Consider the following 22,495-nt stretch of genomic DNA (forward strand, 5'->3'; position numbering starts at 1 on the left):
TGTTGCCGCATATCAATCTTTTCTTCCGGCTTCGACTATCGTCTTCCGGCCCTGAACGTACTTCTGCATATCATTCTCTACAGAAAGTCGGCTGTCGGCGCTATGCGTTCAGACACATACCGGACGGCAGGAGCGGTTTTGTGTTCCCTCCATCCGGCGTAACTCAGCTTTGAAAGAAAGGAGGAGCGTGATGGAGAATTTGCGACGCGCATTCTCGATAATCCTTGCTGTTGCAGGGATCTATCTGGTTGTTTTGGGGGGCAGGCTGCTGTTCCTTGGTGGGTCTCCTTATTACCTGCTGGTCGGCATCATCTATGTTGTCGCAGTCTGGCTGATGTGGAAGCAGGATCGTCGCTCGGTCTGGCTGATCAGCGCGGTATTACTGATCACGGTTCTGTGGTCGGCATGGGAAGTCCATGGGATCGGTGCTTATTGGGGCTGGCTGGCGCGCCTGATGGTGCCGCTTGGCTTTGCTATTGTGGCCGCTCTTCTGTTCGCCTCTTTCAGGGACAAGGCAGGAAAGGCCTGTTTGGGCGCTGCAGCCCTCGGCGCTGTCTGCTTTGCCGCGGTTTTTGCTCGTGCCTTCATCAACGTTCCCTATGTCGCCGCTACCAACGGCGATGATTACAAGATCGCCCAGTCCGACAACAAGCCGATCGACTGGACGGCCTATAGCCGCGACACGATGGGTATCCGCTTTTCGCCCTTTACCCAGATCAACCGTGACAACGTCAAGGATCTGAAGGTCGCCTGGACCTACCGGACTGGCCGCGACTTCTCGAATGCGAACTCGGTCGATCAGAACACTCCGCTCCAGATTGGCAATACGCTCTACGCCTGCACGCCAGAGAATGCCGTTCACGCGATCAATGCCACCACGGGTGAGCGAAAATGGCTCTATGAGGCTAAGGCCAAATCCTACACCTGGGCGCGTTGCCGGGGACTTGGTTATTATGAAAACACCGCCGCTGTATCAGGCGAAATATGCGCGAAGCGGATTGTCGGCAATACCGTTGATGGCCGCCTCTATGAGTTGGATGCCGAGACCGGTGCGCTTTGCCCGCAGTTCGGCACCAATGGAGAAGTTGATCTTCGTGCGAATATGGGCGTGATGGGTCCGGGATATTACTACCAGAACTCGGCCCCGCTGGTCGCCGGAGACAAGATCATCGTCGGCGGTTGGGTTTCGGATAACCAAAACCTCAGCGAGCCTTCCGGTGCGATCCGTGCATTCGATGCGCTGACCGGTACCCTGGTCTGGACCTGGGATCCCGGCAACCCTGATGTGGCGCGCGACCCGCTGAATGATGGAGAATACACCGCCGGTACGCCGAACATGTGGACCCATGCGGCCTTCGATCCGGCGCTTGGCGTGGTCTATGCCCCGATGGGTAATGCCGGCACTGATTATTACAATGCCAAGCGCCCTGAACACTCGCTTGAGTACAACGCGGCGCTGGTGGCGCTCGACGTAAACACCGGCAAACCGAAATGGTCTTTCCAGACCGTGCATGATGATTTGTGGGATTATGACATACCGTCACAGCCTGCATTGCTTGATATGAAAAACGATGCGGGCGAGATGGTTCCCGCTGTTCTGATCTTTACCAAGCGTGGGCAGATATTTGCGCTGGACCGGCGCGACGGGACGCCCATCAGCAAGGTAGAAGAGCTGCCGGTGCCGACGACGGGTACCGTTCCAGAGAACCGCGTATCGCCGACGCAGCCCTACAGTGTCGATATGCCGGTGATCAATTCGGAGCGCTTTACCGAGGCTTCTTCCTGGGGCATGACGATGTTCGATCAGCTATTGTGCCGCATCAGCTATAAGCAGATGCGTTATGACGGCGACTTCACCTTACCCGGCCTTGACTGGACCCTCAGCAGTCCAGGGGTTCTGGGTGGCCAGAACTGGGGCAGTGCGTCTTACGATCCGCTCAATCGCCGGTTGTTCGTCAATGATATCCGACTGGGCGATGTGAAACGGATGATGACAAGGCCTGAATACGACAAGGCACTGGAAACCCGTACCCCTTCGGCAGATGGTCACGGACTCGCTCCGATGGACGGCACGCCCTATGCCATTGAAAACGGCAACTGGTATTCGCCGCTTGGTGTGCCCTGCCAGCAACCGCCTCTCGGCACGGTCACGGCAATCGACCTCGATACTCGTTCCATCGCCTGGCAAATGCCCGGAGGCACAGCCGAACAGCTTGGCCCGCTGAATATCAAGCTAGGCCTGCCATTGACGCTTGGAATGCCGACCTATGCCGGTACCTCGGTCACAGCCGGAGGGATCGTGTTCTTCGCCGGGACGCAGGATTTCTATCTGCGTGCCTATGATGCCGCGACCGGCGAGGAACTCGTGAAGGTTCCGCTGCCGGTCGGTGCGAGTGCTACGCCGATGGTCTTCATCTCGCCCGAGAACGGCAAGGAATATGTCGTGCTCTCGGTTGGGGGTGCAGCGCATTCGGCAGCTGGCGACTATCTGATGGCCTTCACTTTGCCCGAATAAGGTCTATGCGAATGATCGCAAGACTTAATAACCCTCCGCAACTGCGGCGGGTTATTGCTTTTTTGGCTTAAGAAAACTGAATGTGCTTTCTGATTTGTAGTTGAATATTCCACTTTTGGTGCGGACGCCGTTTCACCTGAACAAGCTGCGCCGGCTTGTCTTCTTGCGCAGGCCCATGTCCCGATAGCGTGCAACGCACTCTAATTGCCGATAATTATTTTGATAACAATCATTTGTATTCAAATTATATTTTGGCTATGTAGCACACATGTCAACAGATGATCCCTTCTCCCGCCCTGCCATGTACCCCCGTGATGAATTCGGGTTCCGCTTCGTTGTTCTGGCCCGCCGCTGGCGACGCTTTGTCGATGATCGTCTGGCAAAATCCGGTCTCTCCGATGCAACGTGGACGCCGCTGGTCCATCTGGACGGGGTTGAAGACGGCATCACCCAGACCGAGCTGGCCGCCCGCATCGGGCTGGATACTTCAAGCCTCGTGCGACTGCTCGACATTCTTTGTGCGCGCGGTCTGGTCGAACGTCGGGTCGATTCCAATGACCGTCGTGCAAGACGCCTGCATCTGACCCCGGCGGGAAAAGCCGAAGTGACACGCATCCGTCGGCTGTTGCTTGCCGCCGAAGCCGAGTTGCTCTCGGACAGTTCGGATGACGAAATTGCCGACCTGTTGCGCGTCCTTGACAGGATCGCACAGCGAATCGAGACCCTTCGGCCCGGGGCATCGAAATGAGCATTTCCAGGCTCGCACGTTATGGGTTTGATCTACCGCGTCTGGCCTATGCCGGGCGGACTGCGCTGGCTGCATGTCTGGCTTTCATGATCGCCTGGCTTCTTGGGCTTGAACATCCGCAATGGGCGGGTATGACGGTCTGGGCCGCCTCGCAGCCGACACGGGGACAGTTGCTTGAAAAAAGCTTCTTCCGATTCGCGGGAACGATCAGCGGCACGATTGTGGGCATCCTGCTGGTGCTGGCCTCAAACATCCACCCGGGGCTGCTGGTTGCAGGGCTCGCTCTTTGGGTGGGCCTATGCGCGGGGATCGGCAATCTTCAGCGCGGTTTCGTTTCCTATGGCACGATTATGGCCGGGATCACCGCCGCTATGGTGGCGCTAATCGACACGGGCCATCCGGAAAGGGTGCTGCATCTGGGCGCCGACCGGATGGCGACCGTGCTGACCGGTGTGGTTGTTGCTCTGCTTGTCGGCCTGCTGTTCGCACCTGCTTCGGCGGGCACAATGCTGCAGGTGCGTGTGCGCGAGGTCCTGGCGGATCTGATGCAGGCTTTGGTTGATCATTGCAGGGGCGATGGAGCTGAACACCATGCTGCACAACGTCTGCTCGCGGATATGTCGATGATCGAAGAGATACTGGATCAGCACGGGGCCGGATCCTTGCGCGCACGCCGCGAGGCGCGTCAGACGCGGCGACTTCTGGGCGCGATGATCCCGGTTCTAATACGACTGCGCAGTGCGGCGCCTGACCAGTCGGAAGCGTGTGTGGAGCAACTCGAGCAGGCCGTCATCGCACTGCACAGCGCTGATCTCGCCGCCGCCCGTGAAGCGATGGAGCGGGGGCGGGCGGCGGTGCCCGGTTCCGACCTGGCTGGCGTTCTGGGGCCGCTGGCTGCACAGCTCGGCGACTGGGAGCGTGCAGAGGCCGCGCCAACGGGTGCTCCTGAGCCGGTGGTGCTGCATCGCGACTGGATCGGCGCACGTGAAGCGATGCTGCGCGCTATGGCCACGATCGGCATGTCCGGTGCGCTTTGGCTTGTCACCGGCTGGAGCGCGGGGGCTTATATACTGCTCGGCCTCTCGTTGATGCTTTCGATGTTCTCGACCTTTGACAGCCCGGCGACCATGATGCGTTCAGTGTTCATGGGGCAGGGGCTTGGTGTGATAGGTGCGTTGTCCTGCCGCTGGCTGGTTTGGCCGCTGGCAGAGACGGAGGCGGGAATGATTGCTTTGACCATGCCCTTCATCCTGCTGGGTGCCTTGCTGGCCGGACACCGCAGGACGGTGACCAGGAGCCTCGACTATAATATGGTTCTTCTGTTGATGTTGCAGCCGTCGTGGCCGCTTGTCGGCAGTTTTGGCAGTTCGGTGTTGATCGGCCTGTCGATCGTGGCCGCACCCGTCATTGCGATGTTCGCCTATCGGATGATCTATCCTGCCGGATTGCAGCGCCGTATTGCCACGCTGATGACCATGATGGTGCATGACGTGCAGGATCTCGCTGCCGATCCCGGCGCACTTGGCCGCCGAAGCCTCTGGCGGGCGCGGCTCTATCACCGGATGTTGCGGCTGGTGCGTATGGCCGAGCGCTCAGGGCGCAATGACTTGCCGGTGCTGGACGGTTGCCTCGCTCTTCTCGATCTTGGTCATGCAGTGATACACAGCCATGAACTCTTGGCCCGGTCTGACATCACCCGTGGCGAGCGGCGAGTATTGGAAACTGCTCTCGGACGGTTGCAGCGCCTGGCAACGGCGCCTGAACGGTCCTGTGCCATCCTGCGTCAGGCGGCGCACCGCCTTTCAGTCCCCGACGCGGTGATCTTTAAGCGGGCGGCCGATGCGCTGGCGGGTCAGGCGGCTTTCTTCCGGATATAGCTGGGTTATTTTGCAAGCTTTTTATCAGCTGAGTATTTTAGATGTTTAAAGCCCGCCATTTTAATAAGTCCGTCATTCTTCTGTGTGTTCAATGGTATCTGGCTTACAATACCGTTATCATGCTCGCTGGTATCGAACTCATTATATAACTGCGTCCAGTCGTTCAGTTGCTCTTTTGAGTTGAAATGGGCTCAGCCGGAATGATCGAAAATGGACAAGGTTGATCAGACTGTGCCAGGTGGTGGCTGACGCTTTGGCGATTATGCCCGGCTCTAGGTTGTTGGCAACTGATGCAATGCTTCCTCGTTCGGGGTTAAAATCCGAACGGTTTCGCGTTTGAACTCTTTTGTAAATTTGCGCTGCTGCTAGATGTCGAAATGTTTCCCAGACCCCAGTTGGATAACGCTATCGTCTGTCGCCTAAAGACCGTAACCACTCGTATTGGATTGTGGCGTTACGTCATTTGGCTGAAGGTGCAAGGCATCTCTATATTCGGCTTTTATTTGTTTAGTTTTACATATGATATTTTCGGATTATAATCTGTTTTTTTAAGAAGAAATTGCTTCTCCGAAGTTTTTAGCTGGTTTACGCTGTCTATTCTGTCACTCAAACGTGTATTCCAGAACTTATATTCTGAAGGGGATTTAAAATCGCCAATATGGCCTCATTTTCTTATTTCATCTGATATCTTTTCCGCGATCATTATCGTTGGCATATTGGTGTTAGCACAAGGAATTGCAGGCATGAGTGATGCATCGCAAACGCGAAGCCTTTGAATGCCGTGAACTCTACCTTGCGCGTCTGTGACAGAAAATGGATCATCGGTTGCACCCATGCGGCATGTGCCGGATGGGTGCCATGTGCCGCCGACATGCTGGCGAACAAAATTTGTAAGTTCCGTATCATCTTCCAAGAGCGATCTGATGCTGACACCAGATGTAATGGCAGCATGAACGAGTGCTGTTCGTAATGGTCCTGTCGCATCCAGCATGGCTGAAAGCGTGCCGCGTTGAAATGCGTTCCATGCTCCGGGCTTGGCAACACTTGCCACACGTGGCGTGTAGCTTGAGGGGAAAACCGTGCCAGCAAAATCACGCATGTTTGGATCAGACAGGATTGCGGCACCTTTTCGTACAGCATCTTTCAATCGGATAAGATCGCGCTCGTCGCTCAACATGCTAAAATCGACATCTGGTTCTACGTCTACATTGGAAGATGATAGTGAAATGGCGCCGCGAGAATAGGATTTGTTGACCCAGAAGAACAGACTGCCAATGCGATTACCCACGCAGTGCCATCCAGAGCGAGCAAGAATCGCTGCATGCATATCACCAGATGGCGCACCAGCTAGGTACGACGAATAGCGCCAGATTGCTTGTTCATGGTGTTCAAATGCGTCCCGGTTACGGGCTGCTGGTGGCAAATAGGCAGCCACCGCGATGGAAGGATGTTCCATCAGGTTTTGTCCCACGCCTGCAAGCGCATGGACGACAGGAATTTCAAGGTTTTTCAGATGTTGACCGGGGCCGATTCCGGAACGCATCAGCAGGGCAGGTGAATGAATTGCACCTGCCGAAACAATGACCTCATATGCATTGAGCGTGATGTCGGGGGTGTTTTGTGCCGTGCTTCTGACAATCGCGCCGGTAACTTTTTTGCCGTCAAACATGATCTTTACGGCTGTAAAGCTGCTCATGATTTTCAGATTGGGCCGTTTGCGGACATCGTCGGTGAGATACGCGACAGAAGTTGGTAGTCGTTCACCCTGATCGCTGACGGCGATAGCCCCGCGATAGGTTCCATCGCGCCATTCACCATTTTGATCCTCACCGATAGACCAGCCATTTCTGTCTATTGTGCGCATCACCCGATCAACGAATGGCGATATGCGCTTATCATCAATGCGGCGGATTAAAATTGGCCCATCTTTGCCATGTAGAGGGCCAGAAAAATCACGATCTGATTCAATCTTACGAAAGTATGGAAGACAACTTTCCCAGTCCCACCCATGGGCACCGAGCCTTTCCCACTCGTCGTAGTCCGCAGGTGCACCACGATTAGCCATCAGTGCATTAATTGCTGAGCCTCCACCAAGAATTTTAGCTTGTTCATAGCTGCGCGAGGCGCGCTTATCGTCATTATGACTAAAAGCACCCATAAATGCCTTAAGTTTCGCCCAGATGTTGTTTGTGTCGAGATAAGCGCGTCCTGGATAACGGCTGCGAATGGCATCGGGCATATCAGATGCACTGATGTCACGGCCTGCCTCGACAAGTATCACGCGCCGGTTTGGGTCTTCTGAAAGCCGAGCAGCCAGAACGCAACCCGCAGAACCGCCGCCAAGTATGAGGTGATCGGCAATCATGCTAGCGCATGCTCCTTGCGCTGGCGGCCGCTACTCAAGGCAGCGAGCATGACGACTATAAAGGATACGGCGGTCAGGAGAGAACTGATCGATGCAATGGTTGGATCAATCTCATCACGTAGCGCTGTGAACATGCGCTTTGTAAGCGTCTGATATTGCCCACCGGAAATAAACAGCGATACGACGGTTTCATCGATAGCTGAAATGAATGCGAACAGCAGGCCTGAGATAATGCTTGGTTTGATTTGTGGCAGCGTGACCGCAAAGAAGGCTCTAAAGCGGTTCATGCCAAGGCTACGAGCTACCATTTCTTGTGTCGGATCGAATTTGCGCAAGCCGACTAATACTGACGTAACGACATAAGGAAGGCCGAGCATCACGTTGGCAAGGATGAGACCTGAAAGTGTTGCCAGCAATCCGACTTTCGCAAAGACAAAGAACACGCCAACCGCAGTGATAACGATTGGCACAACAAGTGGAAGCAGCAAGACTACCTGCATACTGCGGACGAGTCGGGAGGAAGTCAGATTGAGCGCGTAAGCTGCTGCGGTTCCTATAATTGTCGCAAGGATCGCGCTTGCTATTGCAACTATCAGACTAACCTTGGTTGCTTGCATCCATGCGCTGCTTGCAAGATAGGCTTCATACCAGCGAAACGACCAGCTTGGTGGCGGAAAGGTTAGAAATCGTGTTCCTGAAAAAGACATGGGTACAATAATCAGGATCGGGATGATCAGCCAGATCAGGATAAGAGAAACGACTGTGATGAGAATTGCGCGAGAAACTGACATGGTCTTACTTCGTCCCCATAATGCGTTCAAAAGGGATCACCAGGCTGGTCAAACGGAAGATCAGGAACACACAGATTAATAGTATAACGCTGATTGACGATGCAGCACCCCATTCATGATAAACCTCGATGTTGCGGGAAACGAGCATTGAAACCATATAGGTCCGTCCACCGCCAAGCAGCTCTGGCGTAATGTAGAAGCCGAGTGTAAGTACAAAGACCAGTACCATGCCCGCAATCATTCCCGGCAGGGATAGGGGCAGAAAAACCCGCGTAAAAACATAGAAAGGTGTACCGCCGAGGCTTGAACCAGCCATTGAAAGTTCACGCGGTATTTTCTGCATGGTTGCGTAAAGTGGTAGGACCATAAACGGTAGCAGAATATGGATTGTTGCCACGACTGTTCCAAATTCGTTATTTACTAGAAGCAGTGGAGCATCAATCAACCCAAGCGACTTTAGGGCCGAGTTAACCAGCCCGGTTCGTTGCAAAAGGATCAGCCATGCATAAGCACGCACGAGTACGCTGGTCCAGAATGGTAAAATGACCATTGCCAGAATGAAGATGCTCCATTTGTGCGGGACGGTTGCCGCAAGATAAGCAATCGGGTAACCGAGCAGAAGGGCTGCTATCGTGACTATAAATGCAATTTTAAAAGTTTGCAGAAATGTCATCCAATAGACGTTGTCGGTAAGAAAACGCTGATAGTGAACCGCAGTAAAGCCGCCATCTTGCCAGATGGATTGCCATGCGAGCCAGCCAAGCGGCACGATCAGTAAAGCTGTGACGACTGCCAACGCGGGCGCCAGAAGAAACAGCATCAGTCGCATTTCTTTGCGTCGATAAAGCTCACTTGGATTTAAGGCCAGACTGCTCATCAATATCACCGTTAAATGCTGTATCGCTCAACTACGAGAAGCGCACACGCAATAGTAACATGCGCGCTTGCTGATGTTATTTCTGGATAAATTCGGCCCAGCGCTTCTGGGCATCTTCACCAGCTGGGGAACTCCACCATTTATCGGAAACGAGAACCTGTTTAGCTGCGTTATCCGGTGAACTTGGCATTTCTGCCGCGCGTTCAGGTGAGATTTTGCCTGTTTTATAAGCGGCCGGATTTGCTGGGCCATAATCGATATAAGCAGGGAAGTTGGCCTGGATTACAGGATCAAGCGCTGCGTTAATAAATTTCACTCCGGTATCGAGATTAGGCGCACCTTTCAGAATGCAAAGCGATGTGTATTGCAGGAAGCCTTGATTGAAGGTGTAGCCGATAGGCAAGCCTTCTTTGATCACAGCGGAAACACGACCATTCCATGCCATTGTCATATCCACTTCGCCATCGGCTAGAAGTTGTGCCGATTGGGCACCGGATGTCCACCAGACGGTGACAAATGGCTTGATTTTTTCTAGCTTTTTGAAAGCACGATCAACATCGAGTGGATAGAGTTTGTCAAGTGGAACGCCATCTGCAATCAGAGCAGCTTCCAGCGTTGCCAATGGGTGATTGCGTAAGGCGCGAGTGCCGGGAAATTTCTTGACGTCCCAGAAATCGACCCATGTCTTTGGTGCATTATCTCCAAACGTGTCTTTATTATAGGCAAGCACGCTCGAGTAAAATTCATAAGCGACCGAATATGGCGACTTATATTCGTCAGGCATATCTTTGACATTCGGCAGTTTAGAGAAATCGAGCTTTTCGATCATTCCTTGTTCGCCACCGCGAATGCAGTCCTTTGTAGGTGTATCAATGACATCCCAAACTGGTTTTCCGGTTTCAGTCTGTGTTTTGATCACGGGCCATGCATCTGGCGAACTATCCTGATTGATCGTGATGCCGAGCTGTTCCGCAACTGGCTCTAGAATGGCCTTGGTCTGTGCTTCCTGATAGGCGCCACCTTGTGAAACGAAAGTGATCTGCTTAGCAGATGCCTGGCTGATACCAGTAGTAAAAGTCGCTGAGGACAGGAGGAATGCGAGAGTTGGTATGCGCATGTTTGTTCTCCTCTATGTGGACTTTTAGAGTCCATTCTTGTCTACCGGCTTGATAAAGAAGCTGCTCCGGCGCGCAGCGTTGATCTCCCTCAACGACCGATTGCGTCGAGAAACTGATACCAGCCTGCTACCATACGAACGGCTGGTGCGTGCAAACCATAAAAAGGAATTTGTGTAAGCGGTAATTGTGTGAGCAAACCAAGATCAACACGGTTACCGGTGACAATTTCAGCTAAATGCTTGCCAATATATGACGACATGGCGACGCCTGTTCCATTATAACCTAGCGCATATATAATTCTGTCATTGAGACGTCCGACATGGGGAAGACTATCGAGTGTCATGGCAACAAGTCCTGACCAGCGATGCGTGACTTGAACGGACTGAAGTTCAGGAAATTGTTTCACCATCGCTTTTTGCAAAGCAGCGAATGCTGCTTCTGAATCTGTTTTTCCAAACGCACCGCGCCCGCCATAAATAAGTCGGTCGCCGGACTTGCGGAACCAGCGCATCATGCGCCGGGTTTCGGTATAGCTGCGCCCATTTTTAAGAAGTTTTTCACCTGCTGTGCCTGTCAGTTGTTGTGTTGCGATCATTGCCGATCGGAACGGGATGATTGTCTTTTTTACGGGCGTAGTAGCACCAGTCAAATCAGAATAAGAGTTGGTCGCAATGACGACCGTCTTTGCACGAATGGCAGCATTCTGTGTTTCGACAATAACGATGTTTGATTGGCGATTTATGCTCATTACTGGCGTATTTTCACAGATTGAGATGCCATCGGACTGTACACCGCGCGCCAATCCCAAGACAAAGTTGAGTGGGTGAATAACGCCGCCGTGAGTGTTGAGCATACCTCCAAAGAAGTCATCGGAGCCTGTTTCATACGCCACTTGTTCAGCAGATTGCATCGAACAGGCTGTGTCGCCGAGCGCTTCATTCAGCCAGGCGCATTCCGCCTTGATGGCATCAAATGAAACCTGGTTGTGCGCACAACGTAAAGAGCCTGTGGCGTGATAATTAGCGCCTTCAATGGAATAATCGCTGACCATTTCGCCGACATGTTCTACGGCTTCAATGCTGATGTTGTGCATACGCCGCGCGACATCAATGCCAAAACGATTGGCAATATCGCGATATGCCAATCGGAATTTTGCAGAAACGACCCCGCCATTGCGCCCGCTTGCTCCCCATCCGATACGACTTGCTTCCAGCACGATGACTGACAGGCCTTTGCGTGCCAGATATCGTGCTGTTGACAGACCCGTATAACCGCCTCCGATGATTGCGACATCATATTGATCTCCGCCTGCAACCGTTGAAAATTGTGGGCGTTCAACGGCTGTTGCCTGCCATAGGGAATTGATGTCATTGAAGGGAGGGCGTATCCTCATGGCGGGTGACGCTCCGGTCTTATGCCGCGTTTGCGACTGAAACTGAAAGGAGTTCAGCATCAATTGCGTCTGCAAGTTGTTTGAGTGTTGAAAAGTGAAAATCCGGCTTTGTTACGCCTTTTGGCGTCGGTGTGCCGCCAAAACCTTTTTGCCCCTGACGGCGTTCGATCCAACATGTTGTATAGCCAAGCTCTTTAGCAATCCCTATATCATGGTATTGGCTCTGGGCTACGTGGAGGATTTCCGATGGCTTGAAGCCGAAAGCCGATTGGCGACCTTTGTTATAAGTAAAAAAATTCGGATCTGGCTTTGCATATCCGGTTTCATCGCAGGTCACGCTGTCATGAAACGGGTTTTCGAGCGTTTCTGAGTAGGCTGAGAACGTGGTGCGGTCTGCATTGGTCATGGCGACGAGGCGGAAGTTTTTGCGAAGACGCTTGAGTGCTGCAATTGAATCCTCAAAAGCGGGATGATGCAGGATAGCGAACTGGAATAGATCCGCTGAAGCTTGGTCGTTGTTGATGCCGAGTTCTGTTGCCATGTGAAGATAAACGTCTTTCATTGCCGACGAAGAACGGCCGTAGAACTTATCGCGCCCACGAATGTACGGACCGAAAATTTCATCGTCCGTCAGTTTGGCAGCTTTTTCACCACCAATTTTGCGTGTTGCATTTAAAACGCCGCTTTCAAAGTCGATCAAAGTGCCCACGACGTCAAATGTCATCACTTTAAAATCTGTGATCTTCATTGCTGTTTTCCTCATAATACTCATGCGTGATCGTTAGTTGGTTTGTGGCACAATCACCGTGTCTTCCGGGTGAAGTGCAATATCAATTTCTTCACCTGGAGCGCGTAACTTTGCTCTCCCTGCATGATTAGACGGCAGTCGGAAACTCAGTTTTTCACCAGACGGTAACTGCATGAAAACTCGGATGCTTTCACCTTGATAAAGCGCATCGATGACCGTACCCCGCAGACGATTTATGTGATCGCTTCCGGGGTGATCGTTGACAGTCAGCTTTTCGGAATGCAGTGCGAGATAGAGGTTTTCGCCGTGCGGAATCGGGTAAGTTGATCGAAGCGTTGTGCCTGCTAGGCTTACACTATTGTTACCATTTCTTGTGACTGGTAGAAGCGTGGCTTCACCGATAAAGCCTGCGACGAATGAGTTTATTGGCCTGTCGTGTAACATTTCTGGCGTGTCAATCTGTACGATTTTGCCCTTGTTCATAATGGCAACACGATCACTCATCGTGAGAGCTTCCCGCTGGTCATGTGTCACATAGACAATTGTTGCACCAAGCTTGCGATGCAACTGTTTGAGCTCGATCTGCATATTTTCACGAAGCTGTTTGTCGAGTGCCGAAAGTGGCTCATCCATTAAGATGAGGCGTGGCTCGAAGATCATTGCTCGTGCAAGAGCAACGCGTTGTCTCTGCCCCCCCGATAACTCGTCAATCTTGCGTCCTTCAAGTCCTGACAGTTCAACCATTGCCAATGCATCGCGCAGTTTTTCCGGCCAACCTGATTTTGGCATTCGGCGCGCGCGCAGTGGAAATGTGATATTATCGGCGACATTCATATGCGGAAACAGGGCATAGTTCTGGAAAACAATGCCAATGTCACGTTTGTGCGGTGGCTCTAATGTAATATCGCGATCACCTAACCAGATGGATCCGGATGTTGGCTGAACGAATCCACCAAGAATGCCAAGAAATGTTGTTTTGCCAGAGCCAGATGGACCCAGGATTGAAACAAATTCACCGGGTGCAACATCAAGGCTGACTGAATCAAGTGCACAGAAAGCTCCATAGGTCTTCGTCGCCCTACGAATGGAAACTCCAACACTTGTCGATTTTTTGGTTTCAGTCATTTGATTCCACTAAATATTTTATCGACTGATCAAATATTGTCAGGCTCGACATGCTGCATTCAATGGAAGAGCTAAACATGAGTTTTGCGCGTAACCACTTTGGTATTAAGCGCTTACAAATGTTTTGTTCCCCTGACGACGGTGAAGGATTTTCTCCTTTCTTGATTAGTAGGAGAACAAATAACGGCGAAAGGCGCAATTGAAAAAAGCTTGATACGATGTTACAAAATGTAATGACGATTTTGCGACGTACTCTTCCTTCCATGAACGGCCTTTTCACACTAGAGGCAGCAGCAAGGCACGGAAATTTTTCCAAAACGGCACAAGAACTCAATGTGACGCCTGCTGCTATCAGTCGTATGATCGGGCGCCTTGAAGAGCATCTGGATGTGCAGCTTTTCATCCGCACGACGAGTGGTGTCACGCTGACGGAGTATGGTAAAATTTTGCACGATGCCATTGACCGAGGGTTCGCTGGCATTGAACAGGCATTAAGAGAAATCAGCGACCGCAAACAGGGTGTTCAAACGGTAACGCTCTCGCTTTCAACTGGCTTCACAACGCATTGGGTGATGCCGCGCATGGCCGCTTTTAAGAAGACTTTTCCCGGCGTTGATTTGCGGTTTGAGTTAATCATGGGACCACTGGCAGGGCCAGTGAACGACGTTGATCTCGGTATGAGGTTTGTGGAAGGTGGCGATGATAATCACGAAGCCACTTTCGTTATGCCCGAAATTCTTGTGCCTATTTGTAGCCCCACCTATCAAAGAGAACATGATCAGCCTGTGACAACACTTATCAATTTGAGTGAAGCGCAGCCGAACTGGCCGGATTTTTTTCTGCCCGCACGTGGTCGAGCAGCTCATGATGAAATGCTGTTCTCTGATTATGCCATTGTTGTTCAGGCCGCATTGCTGGGGCAAGGAGTGGCAATTGGTTGGCTGAATGTTGTAGCGCACTGGTTACGGACAAGCGCATTGATCCCAGCCCAAAATCGGCTTTTACCAGCCCATCGTAAATGTCATCTGGTTCGTCTGCGAGACAAGCCTGTTCGCCCTATCGTGGCGCAGGTTCGGGATTGGCTCATCACTGAGTTGATGGATGACATCAGTGCTATTATAGCAATGTATCCATCGCTGGGGCTTGAAGAGGCCTTGCAGTCTAGTCAAGCTACCTGAACGGGAAATCAGCCCCAGCCATGGGCCGATAGCCCGTAGATCCAAGGTTTGTCAGTCTGTCTGTTTAAAAACGGTTTGCCCTTTGACATGGTTGTTACCGTGCTGTGCATACCGAGGCGGCATTGCACTAGGAAGTCGGCGAATGCGCCAGTTTTTTCACGCGTATCAACGCGCACAAACTTGCCTTTCAGATTTTTCAAGTGGACTGCGGTTAATTGAATGGCGTCTTCGTCATTGCTTGCGACGATGGGGCCCAGAACTTTCCCGCGTCCAAATTCGCGGCAGAAGGAATAACCGACCATTTGCCCATTTCTCATCAAGCCATAGATTTCAGCCGTGTCACAGATGAGTTGAAGCAAATGCATGCGGTTTGTGCCAAAAGCCTTGCAGTCGAGCTCGGAGATAGTTTCGAGCTCTTCTGCTGAAAGGGCTACAAGCTTGCCATTGGGCTCTGGTATGGCTGGAAGCTCAAGTCCGACTTCTCCCTGATGCTGATAAACTGTCGCTTCATCGGTAAAGCCAAGCGATAGATAGAGATTATAAGCGGCTTGGGTCGCATTGAGGCTAAGATTGCGCCCTTTGCATCGCTCCATCACCTGTTCCATCAACCAGCGACCATTGCCCTGTGCTTGTGTACGAGGGGAGGTGATGACCATGCCAATGGTTGCGAAATCGTCACCATATGGAAACCACATAGCGCTACCGAATACCCGGCCGATTCCGTCAATAGCAACCAACCCTTGCCCGGTTTTCAACATGAGATCCCAGTCATTGGGACGATGTGGCCACCGAACACCCATCGAAAGGCCATGAAGCAGGCTCTTGTCTACATCCGCTATGTCATGCGCGATCAATTCAAAAGATTTCAGCCGTACTGATTTTTGCATATCAGCCAATCCGATTCCTACCCGCTGCCAAGCTCAACCTGCGGACTTTCAGCCCTCAAGATCCAGTGTTTTTGATCCTGCCACGCAATGCAATGCGTTCGGCAGGCGTATTTTGCCGCATCCTTTCACAAATACCTCCGCATAATTCGCTGCTTGATCGCCGCTATTCGCAATCTTTGTTTGAAGCAGCAGCATATTCGGCACGGAACACTGCACCAACACCATATTCTGATAGAAATCTGAAGGTCTGACTTTGAATGTGGTATTTATGAACGTCGAAGAAATTCTCGCAGCTCTGATCGGCTTTCCATCCGTTGTCGGTAAACCCAATGATGCGATTGTTGGATGGATCAGTTCTTACGCCAAGTCTGCGGGCGCTGACGTATCGGTTTTGCCCGGACCTGAAGGTGACAGAGCAAATCTTTTTATCACTATCGGTCCCCGCGATGTGCCGGGTTACATTCTTTCTGGCCACACAGATGTGGTTCCCGCCGGAGAAGCAGAATGGGTGACTGATCCGTTTAAGCTACAAAAAGATGGCAACAGACTTTATGGGCGCGGCACGACAGACATGAAGGGCTTTCTGGCTTGTGCGCTTGCTGCTCTGCCGATGTTTGCCTCAAGTTCGTTGAAACGGCCTGTTCATCTGGCCTTTTCCTACGATGAAGAAGCCGGTTGTCGTGGTGTGCCGCATTTGCTTGCAGCGATTCCTGATCTTTGTGCCAAGCCGCTGGGCGCCATTATCGGTGAGCCAAGCCGCATGCAAGCTGTGCGCGTGCATAAAGGCAAAGCTGCTGCGCGGCTGGAAGTCATTGGGCGCTCGGGCCATTCATCGCGCCCTGATCTCGGGTTGAATGCTGTCCACGCCATGGCTTGTGTGATTGCAAAAGCAACGGCTTATGGCCAAACGCTTGAAGCTGGTCCGTTCGATACCAATTTTGAGCCGTCTTATTCGTCGTTGCAATTTGGCGTCATCTCTGGCGGACAGGCGGTCAATATCATTCCTGATCGTTGCACAGCCGACATTGAGGTGCGTGCAATTTCCGGCATATCACCAACCGAATTGCTGGAGCCTGTAAAAGCAGAATTATTCGCTCTGCGTGATCGCGGGTTTGAGGTGATATGGCATGAATTAAGCTCTTATCCTGCTCTTTCCCTCTCAAAGGACTGTGCACTTTCTCGCTTGATGGTCGAGCTGACGGGGCAGGATACGCTTGCTGCTGTGAGCTATGGCACGGAGGCGGGACTGTTCCAGCAAGCAGGCATTGATGCAATTATCTGCGGTCCCGGTGATATCAGCCGCGCCCATCGCCCCAACGAATATATCGAAATCAATGAGTTGCATGCGTGCCAGAAGATGATCGAAAATCTTGCTGCACGCCTTACCTGTTAATTGGAAACAATTATGGCGTTTCTCTTCAATTCTGATGCAGTCCGCGGCGCCGTTTTCCGTGAGGCGTTTGCAAAAGCACTGCCTGATGTTGAGTTTTTTCAGGCCGGAGATGAAATTGATCCAGATAAAATCCGCTATCTAATCAGCTGGGTCGCACCAGACGATATTGCGCGATATCGGAATCTCGAAGTCCTTTTCTCCATTGGTGCGGGCGTTGATCAGTTCAAGCCCGGCAGTGTGCCTGAGCATGTGAAACTTGTTCGTATGGTTGAGGACGGCATCATTCGTATGATGCAGGAATATGTGGCGCTTGGAGTACTGACTCTTCATCGTGACGCAATCGCATATCGCCAACAGCAACAGTCAGAAACATGGCAGGTCATTGCAACCACACAGGCGTCGGAACGACGAATTGGTTTTTTAGGGCTGGGTATGCTTGCACAAGCTGCAATCAAACGCCTTAAGCCATTTCAGTTTCCACTTTCAGGCTGGAGTCGCAGCCAGAAAGACATTGAAGGTGTTACCTGCTTTTACGGGGAAGACCAGTTTGCGAGCTTCCTGCGCCAGACGGATATTCTGATTTGCTTGCTGCCGCTGACCGATGAAACGCGCGGCATTCTGAATGCAGACTTGTTTGCCTTGCTGCCGAAGGGCGCACGCTTGTTGCATACGGGACGCGGACCGCAGCTTGATCCAAGCGCACTTATTAATGCGCTTGATAGCGGTCATCTCGCAGCGGCTATGATCGATGTGACTGATCCCGAACCGCTTCCATCCGGGCATCCGCTGTGGTCGCATCCCAAAGTACTGATTACGCCGCATATTGCATCTGTCACGCAACCGCATACGGCTGCGAAATCCGTCATTGAAAATATTCAGCGTCATTTGGCTGGTGAAAAACTGATTGGCCTGATCGATCGCACACTCGGTTATTAACCAAAGAGGAATGCTATGTCACTTCTGATTACTATCGATCCCAATCCAGATTTCGCGCCGAAAGAGGCACTGCCGACCGAAGATCGCCTGATTTCTGGCACGCCATCCTTTAAGACCTGGGCGCAGGATGCGTCGAAGAATGACAAGGTTCTGACAGGCGTTTGGGAAGCGACACCGGGCGAAACTCACTCGATCAAGGGCACAACATTAGAGTTTTGCCATATTTTGTCGGGTCTTGTTGAAATTGAAGAGAAGGGCGGCGAAACCAAGACTTATCGCGCAGGTGACAGCTTTGTCATGAAGCCGGGTTTTGTCGGTGTATGGCGAACAATTGAAACTGTACGTAAGGTTTATCTCTGCGTTTATGAATAAGCATTGAGTATCCAGAATAATCCGCCGCTTTAAACCCGTCTGACGCGATTCAAAACCGTCAGCCGGGTTATTCTCAATCAATAATGCGGCGCGTCCGGCTCTAATCTTTCACCATAGAAAGTGCGAGGTGCGCGATGACATTAAGCTTTGATCCTGAAACGCTTAAACTGCCGTTTTATCATTATATTGGCGGGGAGCGTGTCGATGCAGCGGGCGCAATGGAAATGCACCGGCCATCGGACGGTAAAGCCTATGGCGATTGTCCGATTGCTGATGATGCGCTGGTTGATCGTGCCGTAGAAAATGCCAAGGCCAGTTTGAAAACAAGCGGCTGGGCTGATAGCCGTCCACGCGAACGACTTAATGCGATGCATCGTTGGGCCGACCTGATCGAGCAGGAAGCGTTGACGTTGGCGCGCATGGAAGCTGTTTCATCGACGCGTCCAATCGCACATCTTATCGAAGGCGATATTGCTGTCACCGCGGAGCAAATCCGCTTTTTTGCAGAGTTTGCTGACAAGGAAGGCAGCGAAGTTGTGCCGACCAGCGCCAGCACATTTGGCATGACGCTGAGCGAGCCTTATGGTGTGATTGGTGCGATTACACCGTGGAACTTTCCGATCTCTATGGCTGGCTGGAAGCTCGGACCGGCATTGGCCGCAGGCAATGCTGTGGTGCTCAAACCGTCTGAAATCACGCCTTTCACCACGCTTTTAATTGCTGAACTCGCTGTAAAAGCCGGCATTCCCGCAGGCCTTATCAATATTGTTCTTGGGGATGGGCCAACGACTGGCAATGCCATTACAGGTCATTATGATATTTCCAAAGTGAGCTTTACCGGGTCGACGGCAGCAGGGGCGGCGATCATGGCGAATATTGCACGCACCGGCATCAAGCCCATGACGCTTGAGCTTGGCGGAAAAAGTCCGCAAGTGGTGTTTGCCGATGCGGATCTCGAATTGGCAGCAGCCGCTATTACGCGCGGAATTCTCAGCAATGCCGGACAGGCATGTGTTGCTGGTTCGCGTCTGATTGTTGCAGAAGAAATTGCCGATGCATTGAGCGAAGCCATTGCGCGTCATATGGCGAATATCAAGCCGGGTGTGACGTGGGATGAGAATACCCAATATTCTCCGATCATCTCCGAGCGCCAGATGTGCCGCATTGACGAAATTGTGCAGAAGGCTGTCAACCTTGGCGCACAAAGTGTTGTTGGTGGCAAGCGGATGGATCGTGAAGGCTATTTTTATGAGCCAACTTTACTTCGCGGTGTCGATGAAAACTCTCCCGCTGTGACCGAAGAAATCTTCGGGCCTGTGCTGACACTTCAGACATTCAGAGACGAAGATGAGGCATTAACTCTCGCCGATCATCCGACCTATGGGTTGGCGGCAGGTCTTTTTACGCGGGATCTGTCTCGTGCGCTTCGTGTCACCAAGGCTCTGCAGGCAGGCACTATCTGGGTCAATCGCTATGGGCGTTCGAGGGATCATATCCTGCCGACTGGTGGCTATAAAAGCTCAGGAATTGGTAAAGATCTCGGGCGCGACGCCTATCTTGCGAACCGCAAATCCAAAAGCGTGCTCATAGATCTTTAGATATTCATTTTAACGCGCATCTTGTCCTCACACTTTTCAGGATGCGTTTTTAAGGGAACAAGCAATGAAAACCTATTCGATTGCACTCATTCCGGGTGACGGTATCGGCAAAAGCGTAACTGATTCCACGTGGCTGGTTTTGCAACAGGCGTCAAAACGCAATGGATTCTCGCTGGAAGGCACCAGCTTTCCGTGGTCATGCGAATATTATCTTGAGACCGGCGCGATGATGCCAGCAGATGGCATCGAGACGCTGCGTAAGTTTGATGCGATTTATCTCGGTGCCATTGGCTGGCCTGCGGAAGTACCAGATTCAGTATCCCTGCACGGATTACTGCTGCCGATCCGCAAAGCCTTTGTACAATATGCCAATATCCGCCCGCATCGCCTGTTGCCGGGTGTAACCGGTCCGCTTCGTTCTGAAGGGTTTGATATTATTTGTGTTCGTGAGAATACCGAGGGCGAATATTCGGGTGCTGGTGGACGTGTGCATTCGGGCACGAAAAATGAGGTCGCGGTAGAAACTGCGATTTTTACCCGAACGGGCGTTGAACGCATCATCCGCTTTGGTTTTGAACAGGCACGGGCACGCCGTAAGAAGCTTGCTTCGGTAACAAAATCGAATGCTCAGAAATATTCGATGGTTTTCTGGGACGAAGTGACAAAGGATGTTGCCAAGGAATATCCTGATGTCGAAGTCTCGCATTATCATATTGATGCTATGGCAGCACGTATGGTTATGGCGCCGGAAAGCCTTGACGTGATCGTGGCTTCAAACCTCTTTGGTGATATTCTGACTGATCTGGGGGCAGCCATTCAGGGCGGTCTAGGCTATGCGGCATCTGCCAACATTAATCCTGATCGCACAGCACCTTCCATGTTTGAGCCGGTTCATGGTTCAGCGCCTGACATTGCGCATTTTGGCATTGCCAATCCTATTGCAGCGATCTGGTCGGGCGCAATGATGCTTGAGCATCTTGGCGAGCATCAGGCTGCAAAAGATGTGATGACAGCAATTGAAACGGTGACGGCTCAGAGTATTGGAACTGTCGCGGGTAAAGACAAGACGGATGCAATTACGCAGGCCGTGCTCACAGCTCTGGCATAAAGAGGAAGTCATGCATACTTTGAAAGATCACGCACTTTTCCGCCAACAGGGACTTATTGGTGGCGTCTGGCAGGATGCCACATCTGGCGCAACTGTTGATGTTACCAATCCTGCAAGCCTTAGCACTTTGGGCACGATCCCGGATATGGGCGGCAAGGAAACCCGCGCGGCAATTAATGCTGCAGCGAAAGCTTTCAAGCCATGGAAAAAGAAAACGCATGCCGAGCGTGCAGCGTTGCTTGAGAGCTGGTTTGCACTGATGGTCGAGCATGAACAGGATCTTGCTCTTTTGCTCACATTGGAGCAGGGAAAACCACTCAATGAAGCACTGGGTGAAATTCGCTATGGTGCATCCTTTGTTAAATGGTTCGCTGAAGAAGCGCGTCGCATTGATGGAGGCAGCATCCCTTCGCCAACGGCTGATCGCCGCATTCTGGTGTTAAAAGAAGCCGTTGGTGTTTGCGCGATAATCACACCATGGAACTTTCCGAACGCGATGATTACCCGTAAGGTTGCTCCAGCGCTTGCGGCAGGCTGTACAGTTGTGATCAAGCCGTCTGAATTTACACCGTTTTCAGCGCTGGCACTTGGTGTTCTTGCTGAGAGGGCAGGCATTCCTGCCGGTGTCATAAACATCGTTACCGGCATGCCAAGCGAAATTGGCAATGAATTGATGGCTAATGAAACCGTGCGCAAAATTTCGTTTACGGGTTCAACACGCGTTGGTTCGCTTCTGATGAAGGGTGCTGCCGACAGCATTAAGCGTTTGAGTCTTGAACTTGGCGGCAATGCACCATTTATCATATTTGACGATGCTGATCTTGATCAGGCTGTGGAAGGCGCGATTGCTTCAAAATTCCGCAATGGTGGCCAGACCTGCGTTTGCTCAAACCGTATTCTGGTGCAGGCAGGCATTTACGATGCTTTCGCAGAAAAGCTCTCGGCTCGCGTTTTAAAAATGAAAGTTGGTGCCGGTACAGATGAAGGTGTCGCGATTGGTCCTATGATCAATCACGCAGCGATCGAAAAGATCGAACGCCATGTGAGCGATGCTTTGGGGCGCGGTGCAAAAATTCTTGCACAAAGCGAAAGCATGCCGGAAGGTCGGCAATATGCGCGTCCGATTGTGCTGGGTGATGCTACAACGGATATGCTGCTTGCATCGGAAGAAACCTTTGGCCCTGTTGCGCCACTTTTCCGATTTGAGACGGAAGAGGAAGCGATTGAAATTGCCAACGCAACGCCTTTTGGTCTGGCCGCGTATTTCTTTACCGAGAACCTCAAACGGTCATGGCGTGTGGCTGAAGCGCTGGAATTCGGCATGGTTGGGCTTAACACGGGTCTGATTTCAACCGAAGTTGCGCCTTTTGGCGGCGTCAAACAGTCTGGGCTGGGCCGTGAGGGTTCAAAACTGGGTATTGAGGAATATCTGGAAGTTAAAACGCTGCATGTTGGCGGGCTTTAAG

General features: G+C 52.0%; 18 protein-coding genes. 10 read left to right on the forward strand and 8 right to left on the reverse strand.

The genetic code is table 11. From position 1 onward, the window contains the following. The first annotated feature begins 190 nt into the window (after window positions 1-190). The 3 genes from FHY56_RS14710 (at window position 191) to FHY56_RS14720 (ending at window position 5,140) form a co-directional block, all read left to right on the forward strand. The gene (locus tag FHY56_RS14710) at window positions 191-2,515 is read left to right on the forward strand and encodes a membrane-bound PQQ-dependent dehydrogenase, glucose/quinate/shikimate family (RefSeq protein WP_140905913.1); all 2,325 of its coding nucleotides are present in this window, start codon (window positions 191-193) and stop codon (window positions 2,513-2,515) included. Window positions 2,516-2,816: 301 nt separating this feature from the next. Next, the gene (locus FHY56_RS14715; RefSeq protein ID WP_140905914.1) at window positions 2,817-3,263 is read left to right on the forward strand and encodes a MarR family winged helix-turn-helix transcriptional regulator; all 447 of its coding nucleotides are present in this window, start codon (window positions 2,817-2,819) and stop codon (window positions 3,261-3,263) included. Further along, entirely contained in the window at window positions 3,260-5,140 is a 1,881-nt protein-coding gene (locus FHY56_RS14720; protein ID WP_140905915.1) for an FUSC family protein, read from the forward strand. The genes FHY56_RS14715 and FHY56_RS14720 overlap by 4 nt, the downstream gene beginning before the upstream one ends. 664 nt (window positions 5,141-5,804) lie before the next feature. Here FHY56_RS14720 and FHY56_RS14725 read toward each other — a convergent pair. From FHY56_RS14725 to FHY56_RS14755, 7 genes are all read right to left on the reverse strand, one after another. Continuing rightward, window positions 5,805-7,505, reverse strand: a complete 1,701-nt coding sequence (locus tag FHY56_RS14725; protein ID WP_140905916.1) for a GMC family oxidoreductase — start codon at window positions 7,503-7,505, stop codon at window positions 5,805-5,807. Next, window positions 7,502-8,296, reverse strand: a complete 795-nt coding sequence (locus FHY56_RS14730) for an ABC transporter permease (protein WP_140905917.1) — start codon at window positions 8,294-8,296, stop codon at window positions 7,502-7,504. Before FHY56_RS14730 ends, FHY56_RS14725 begins: the two co-directional genes overlap by 4 nt. Window positions 8,297-8,300: 4 nt before the next feature. Then, window positions 8,301-9,173, reverse strand: coding sequence for an ABC transporter permease (locus FHY56_RS14735; RefSeq protein WP_140905918.1), 873 nt, complete (start codon window positions 9,171-9,173; stop codon window positions 8,301-8,303). A gap of 76 nt (window positions 9,174-9,249) precedes the next feature. Next, window positions 9,250-10,290 carry an ABC transporter substrate-binding protein gene (locus tag FHY56_RS14740; RefSeq protein WP_140905919.1) on the reverse strand — a complete coding sequence of 347 codons (1,041 nt, stop codon included), beginning with the start codon at window positions 10,288-10,290 and terminating at the stop codon, window positions 9,250-9,252. Window positions 10,291-10,379: 89 nt separating this feature from the next. Further along, window positions 10,380-11,684: an NAD(P)/FAD-dependent oxidoreductase gene (locus tag FHY56_RS14745; protein WP_140905920.1), complete on the reverse strand. Its 1,305-nt coding sequence runs from the start codon at window positions 11,682-11,684 to the stop codon at window positions 10,380-10,382. Between the two features lie 19 nt (window positions 11,685-11,703). Continuing rightward, a complete protein-coding gene (locus tag FHY56_RS14750) occupies window positions 11,704-12,432 on the reverse strand; it encodes an HAD-IA family hydrolase (RefSeq protein ID WP_140905921.1) in 729 nt (242 codons plus the stop codon). 33 nt (window positions 12,433-12,465) lie between these two features. Beyond that, the gene (locus FHY56_RS14755; RefSeq protein WP_140905922.1) at window positions 12,466-13,557 is read right to left on the reverse strand and encodes an ABC transporter ATP-binding protein; all 1,092 of its coding nucleotides are present in this window, start codon (window positions 13,555-13,557) and stop codon (window positions 12,466-12,468) included. 233 nt (window positions 13,558-13,790) lie between these two features. Here FHY56_RS14755 and FHY56_RS14760 point away from each other — a divergent pair, with 233 nt between their 5' ends. After that, window positions 13,791-14,735, forward strand: a complete 945-nt coding sequence (locus FHY56_RS14760) for a LysR family transcriptional regulator (protein WP_140905923.1) — start codon at window positions 13,791-13,793, stop codon at window positions 14,733-14,735. 8 nt (window positions 14,736-14,743) lie between these two features. Here the strand turns inward: FHY56_RS14760 and FHY56_RS14765 are convergent, their stop codons facing one another. Beyond that, a complete protein-coding gene (locus tag FHY56_RS14765) occupies window positions 14,744-15,622 on the reverse strand; it encodes a GNAT family N-acetyltransferase (protein ID WP_140905924.1) in 879 nt (292 codons plus the stop codon). Window positions 15,623-15,890: 268 nt separating this feature from the next. Between FHY56_RS14765 and argE the strand changes: the two genes are divergently transcribed. The 6 genes from argE (at window position 15,891) to FHY56_RS14795 (ending at window position 22,494) form a co-directional block, all read left to right on the forward strand. Next, entirely contained in the window at window positions 15,891-17,015 is a 1,125-nt protein-coding gene (gene argE / locus FHY56_RS14770; protein ID WP_140905925.1) for an acetylornithine deacetylase, read from the forward strand. A gap of 12 nt (window positions 17,016-17,027) precedes the next feature. Beyond that, window positions 17,028-17,951 carry a 2-hydroxyacid dehydrogenase gene (locus FHY56_RS14775; protein WP_140905926.1) on the forward strand — a complete coding sequence of 308 codons (924 nt, stop codon included), beginning with the start codon at window positions 17,028-17,030 and terminating at the stop codon, window positions 17,949-17,951. A 15-nt stretch (window positions 17,952-17,966) separates the two neighbouring features. Further along, window positions 17,967-18,323 (forward strand): cupin domain-containing protein, encoded by a 357-nt coding sequence (locus tag FHY56_RS14780; protein ID WP_140905927.1) that lies wholly within the window; start codon window positions 17,967-17,969, stop codon window positions 18,321-18,323. 134 nt (window positions 18,324-18,457) lie between these two features. After that, entirely contained in the window at window positions 18,458-19,921 is a 1,464-nt protein-coding gene (locus tag FHY56_RS14785; protein WP_140905928.1) for an aldehyde dehydrogenase family protein, read from the forward strand. Window positions 19,922-19,985: 64 nt separating this feature from the next. Beyond that, on the forward strand, window positions 19,986-21,029 hold the full coding sequence (locus FHY56_RS14790) for a tartrate dehydrogenase (RefSeq protein WP_140905929.1): 1,044 nt from the start codon (window positions 19,986-19,988) through the stop codon (window positions 21,027-21,029). Between the two features lie 10 nt (window positions 21,030-21,039). Further along, a complete protein-coding gene (locus FHY56_RS14795) occupies window positions 21,040-22,494 on the forward strand; it encodes an NAD-dependent succinate-semialdehyde dehydrogenase (protein WP_140905930.1) in 1,455 nt (484 codons plus the stop codon). The last annotated feature ends 1 nt before the right edge of the window (window position 22,495 follow it).

This window comes from Brucella gallinifaecis (assembly GCF_006476605.1).
GTDB classification, from domain to species: domain Bacteria; phylum Pseudomonadota; class Alphaproteobacteria; order Rhizobiales; family Rhizobiaceae; genus Brucella; species Brucella gallinifaecis.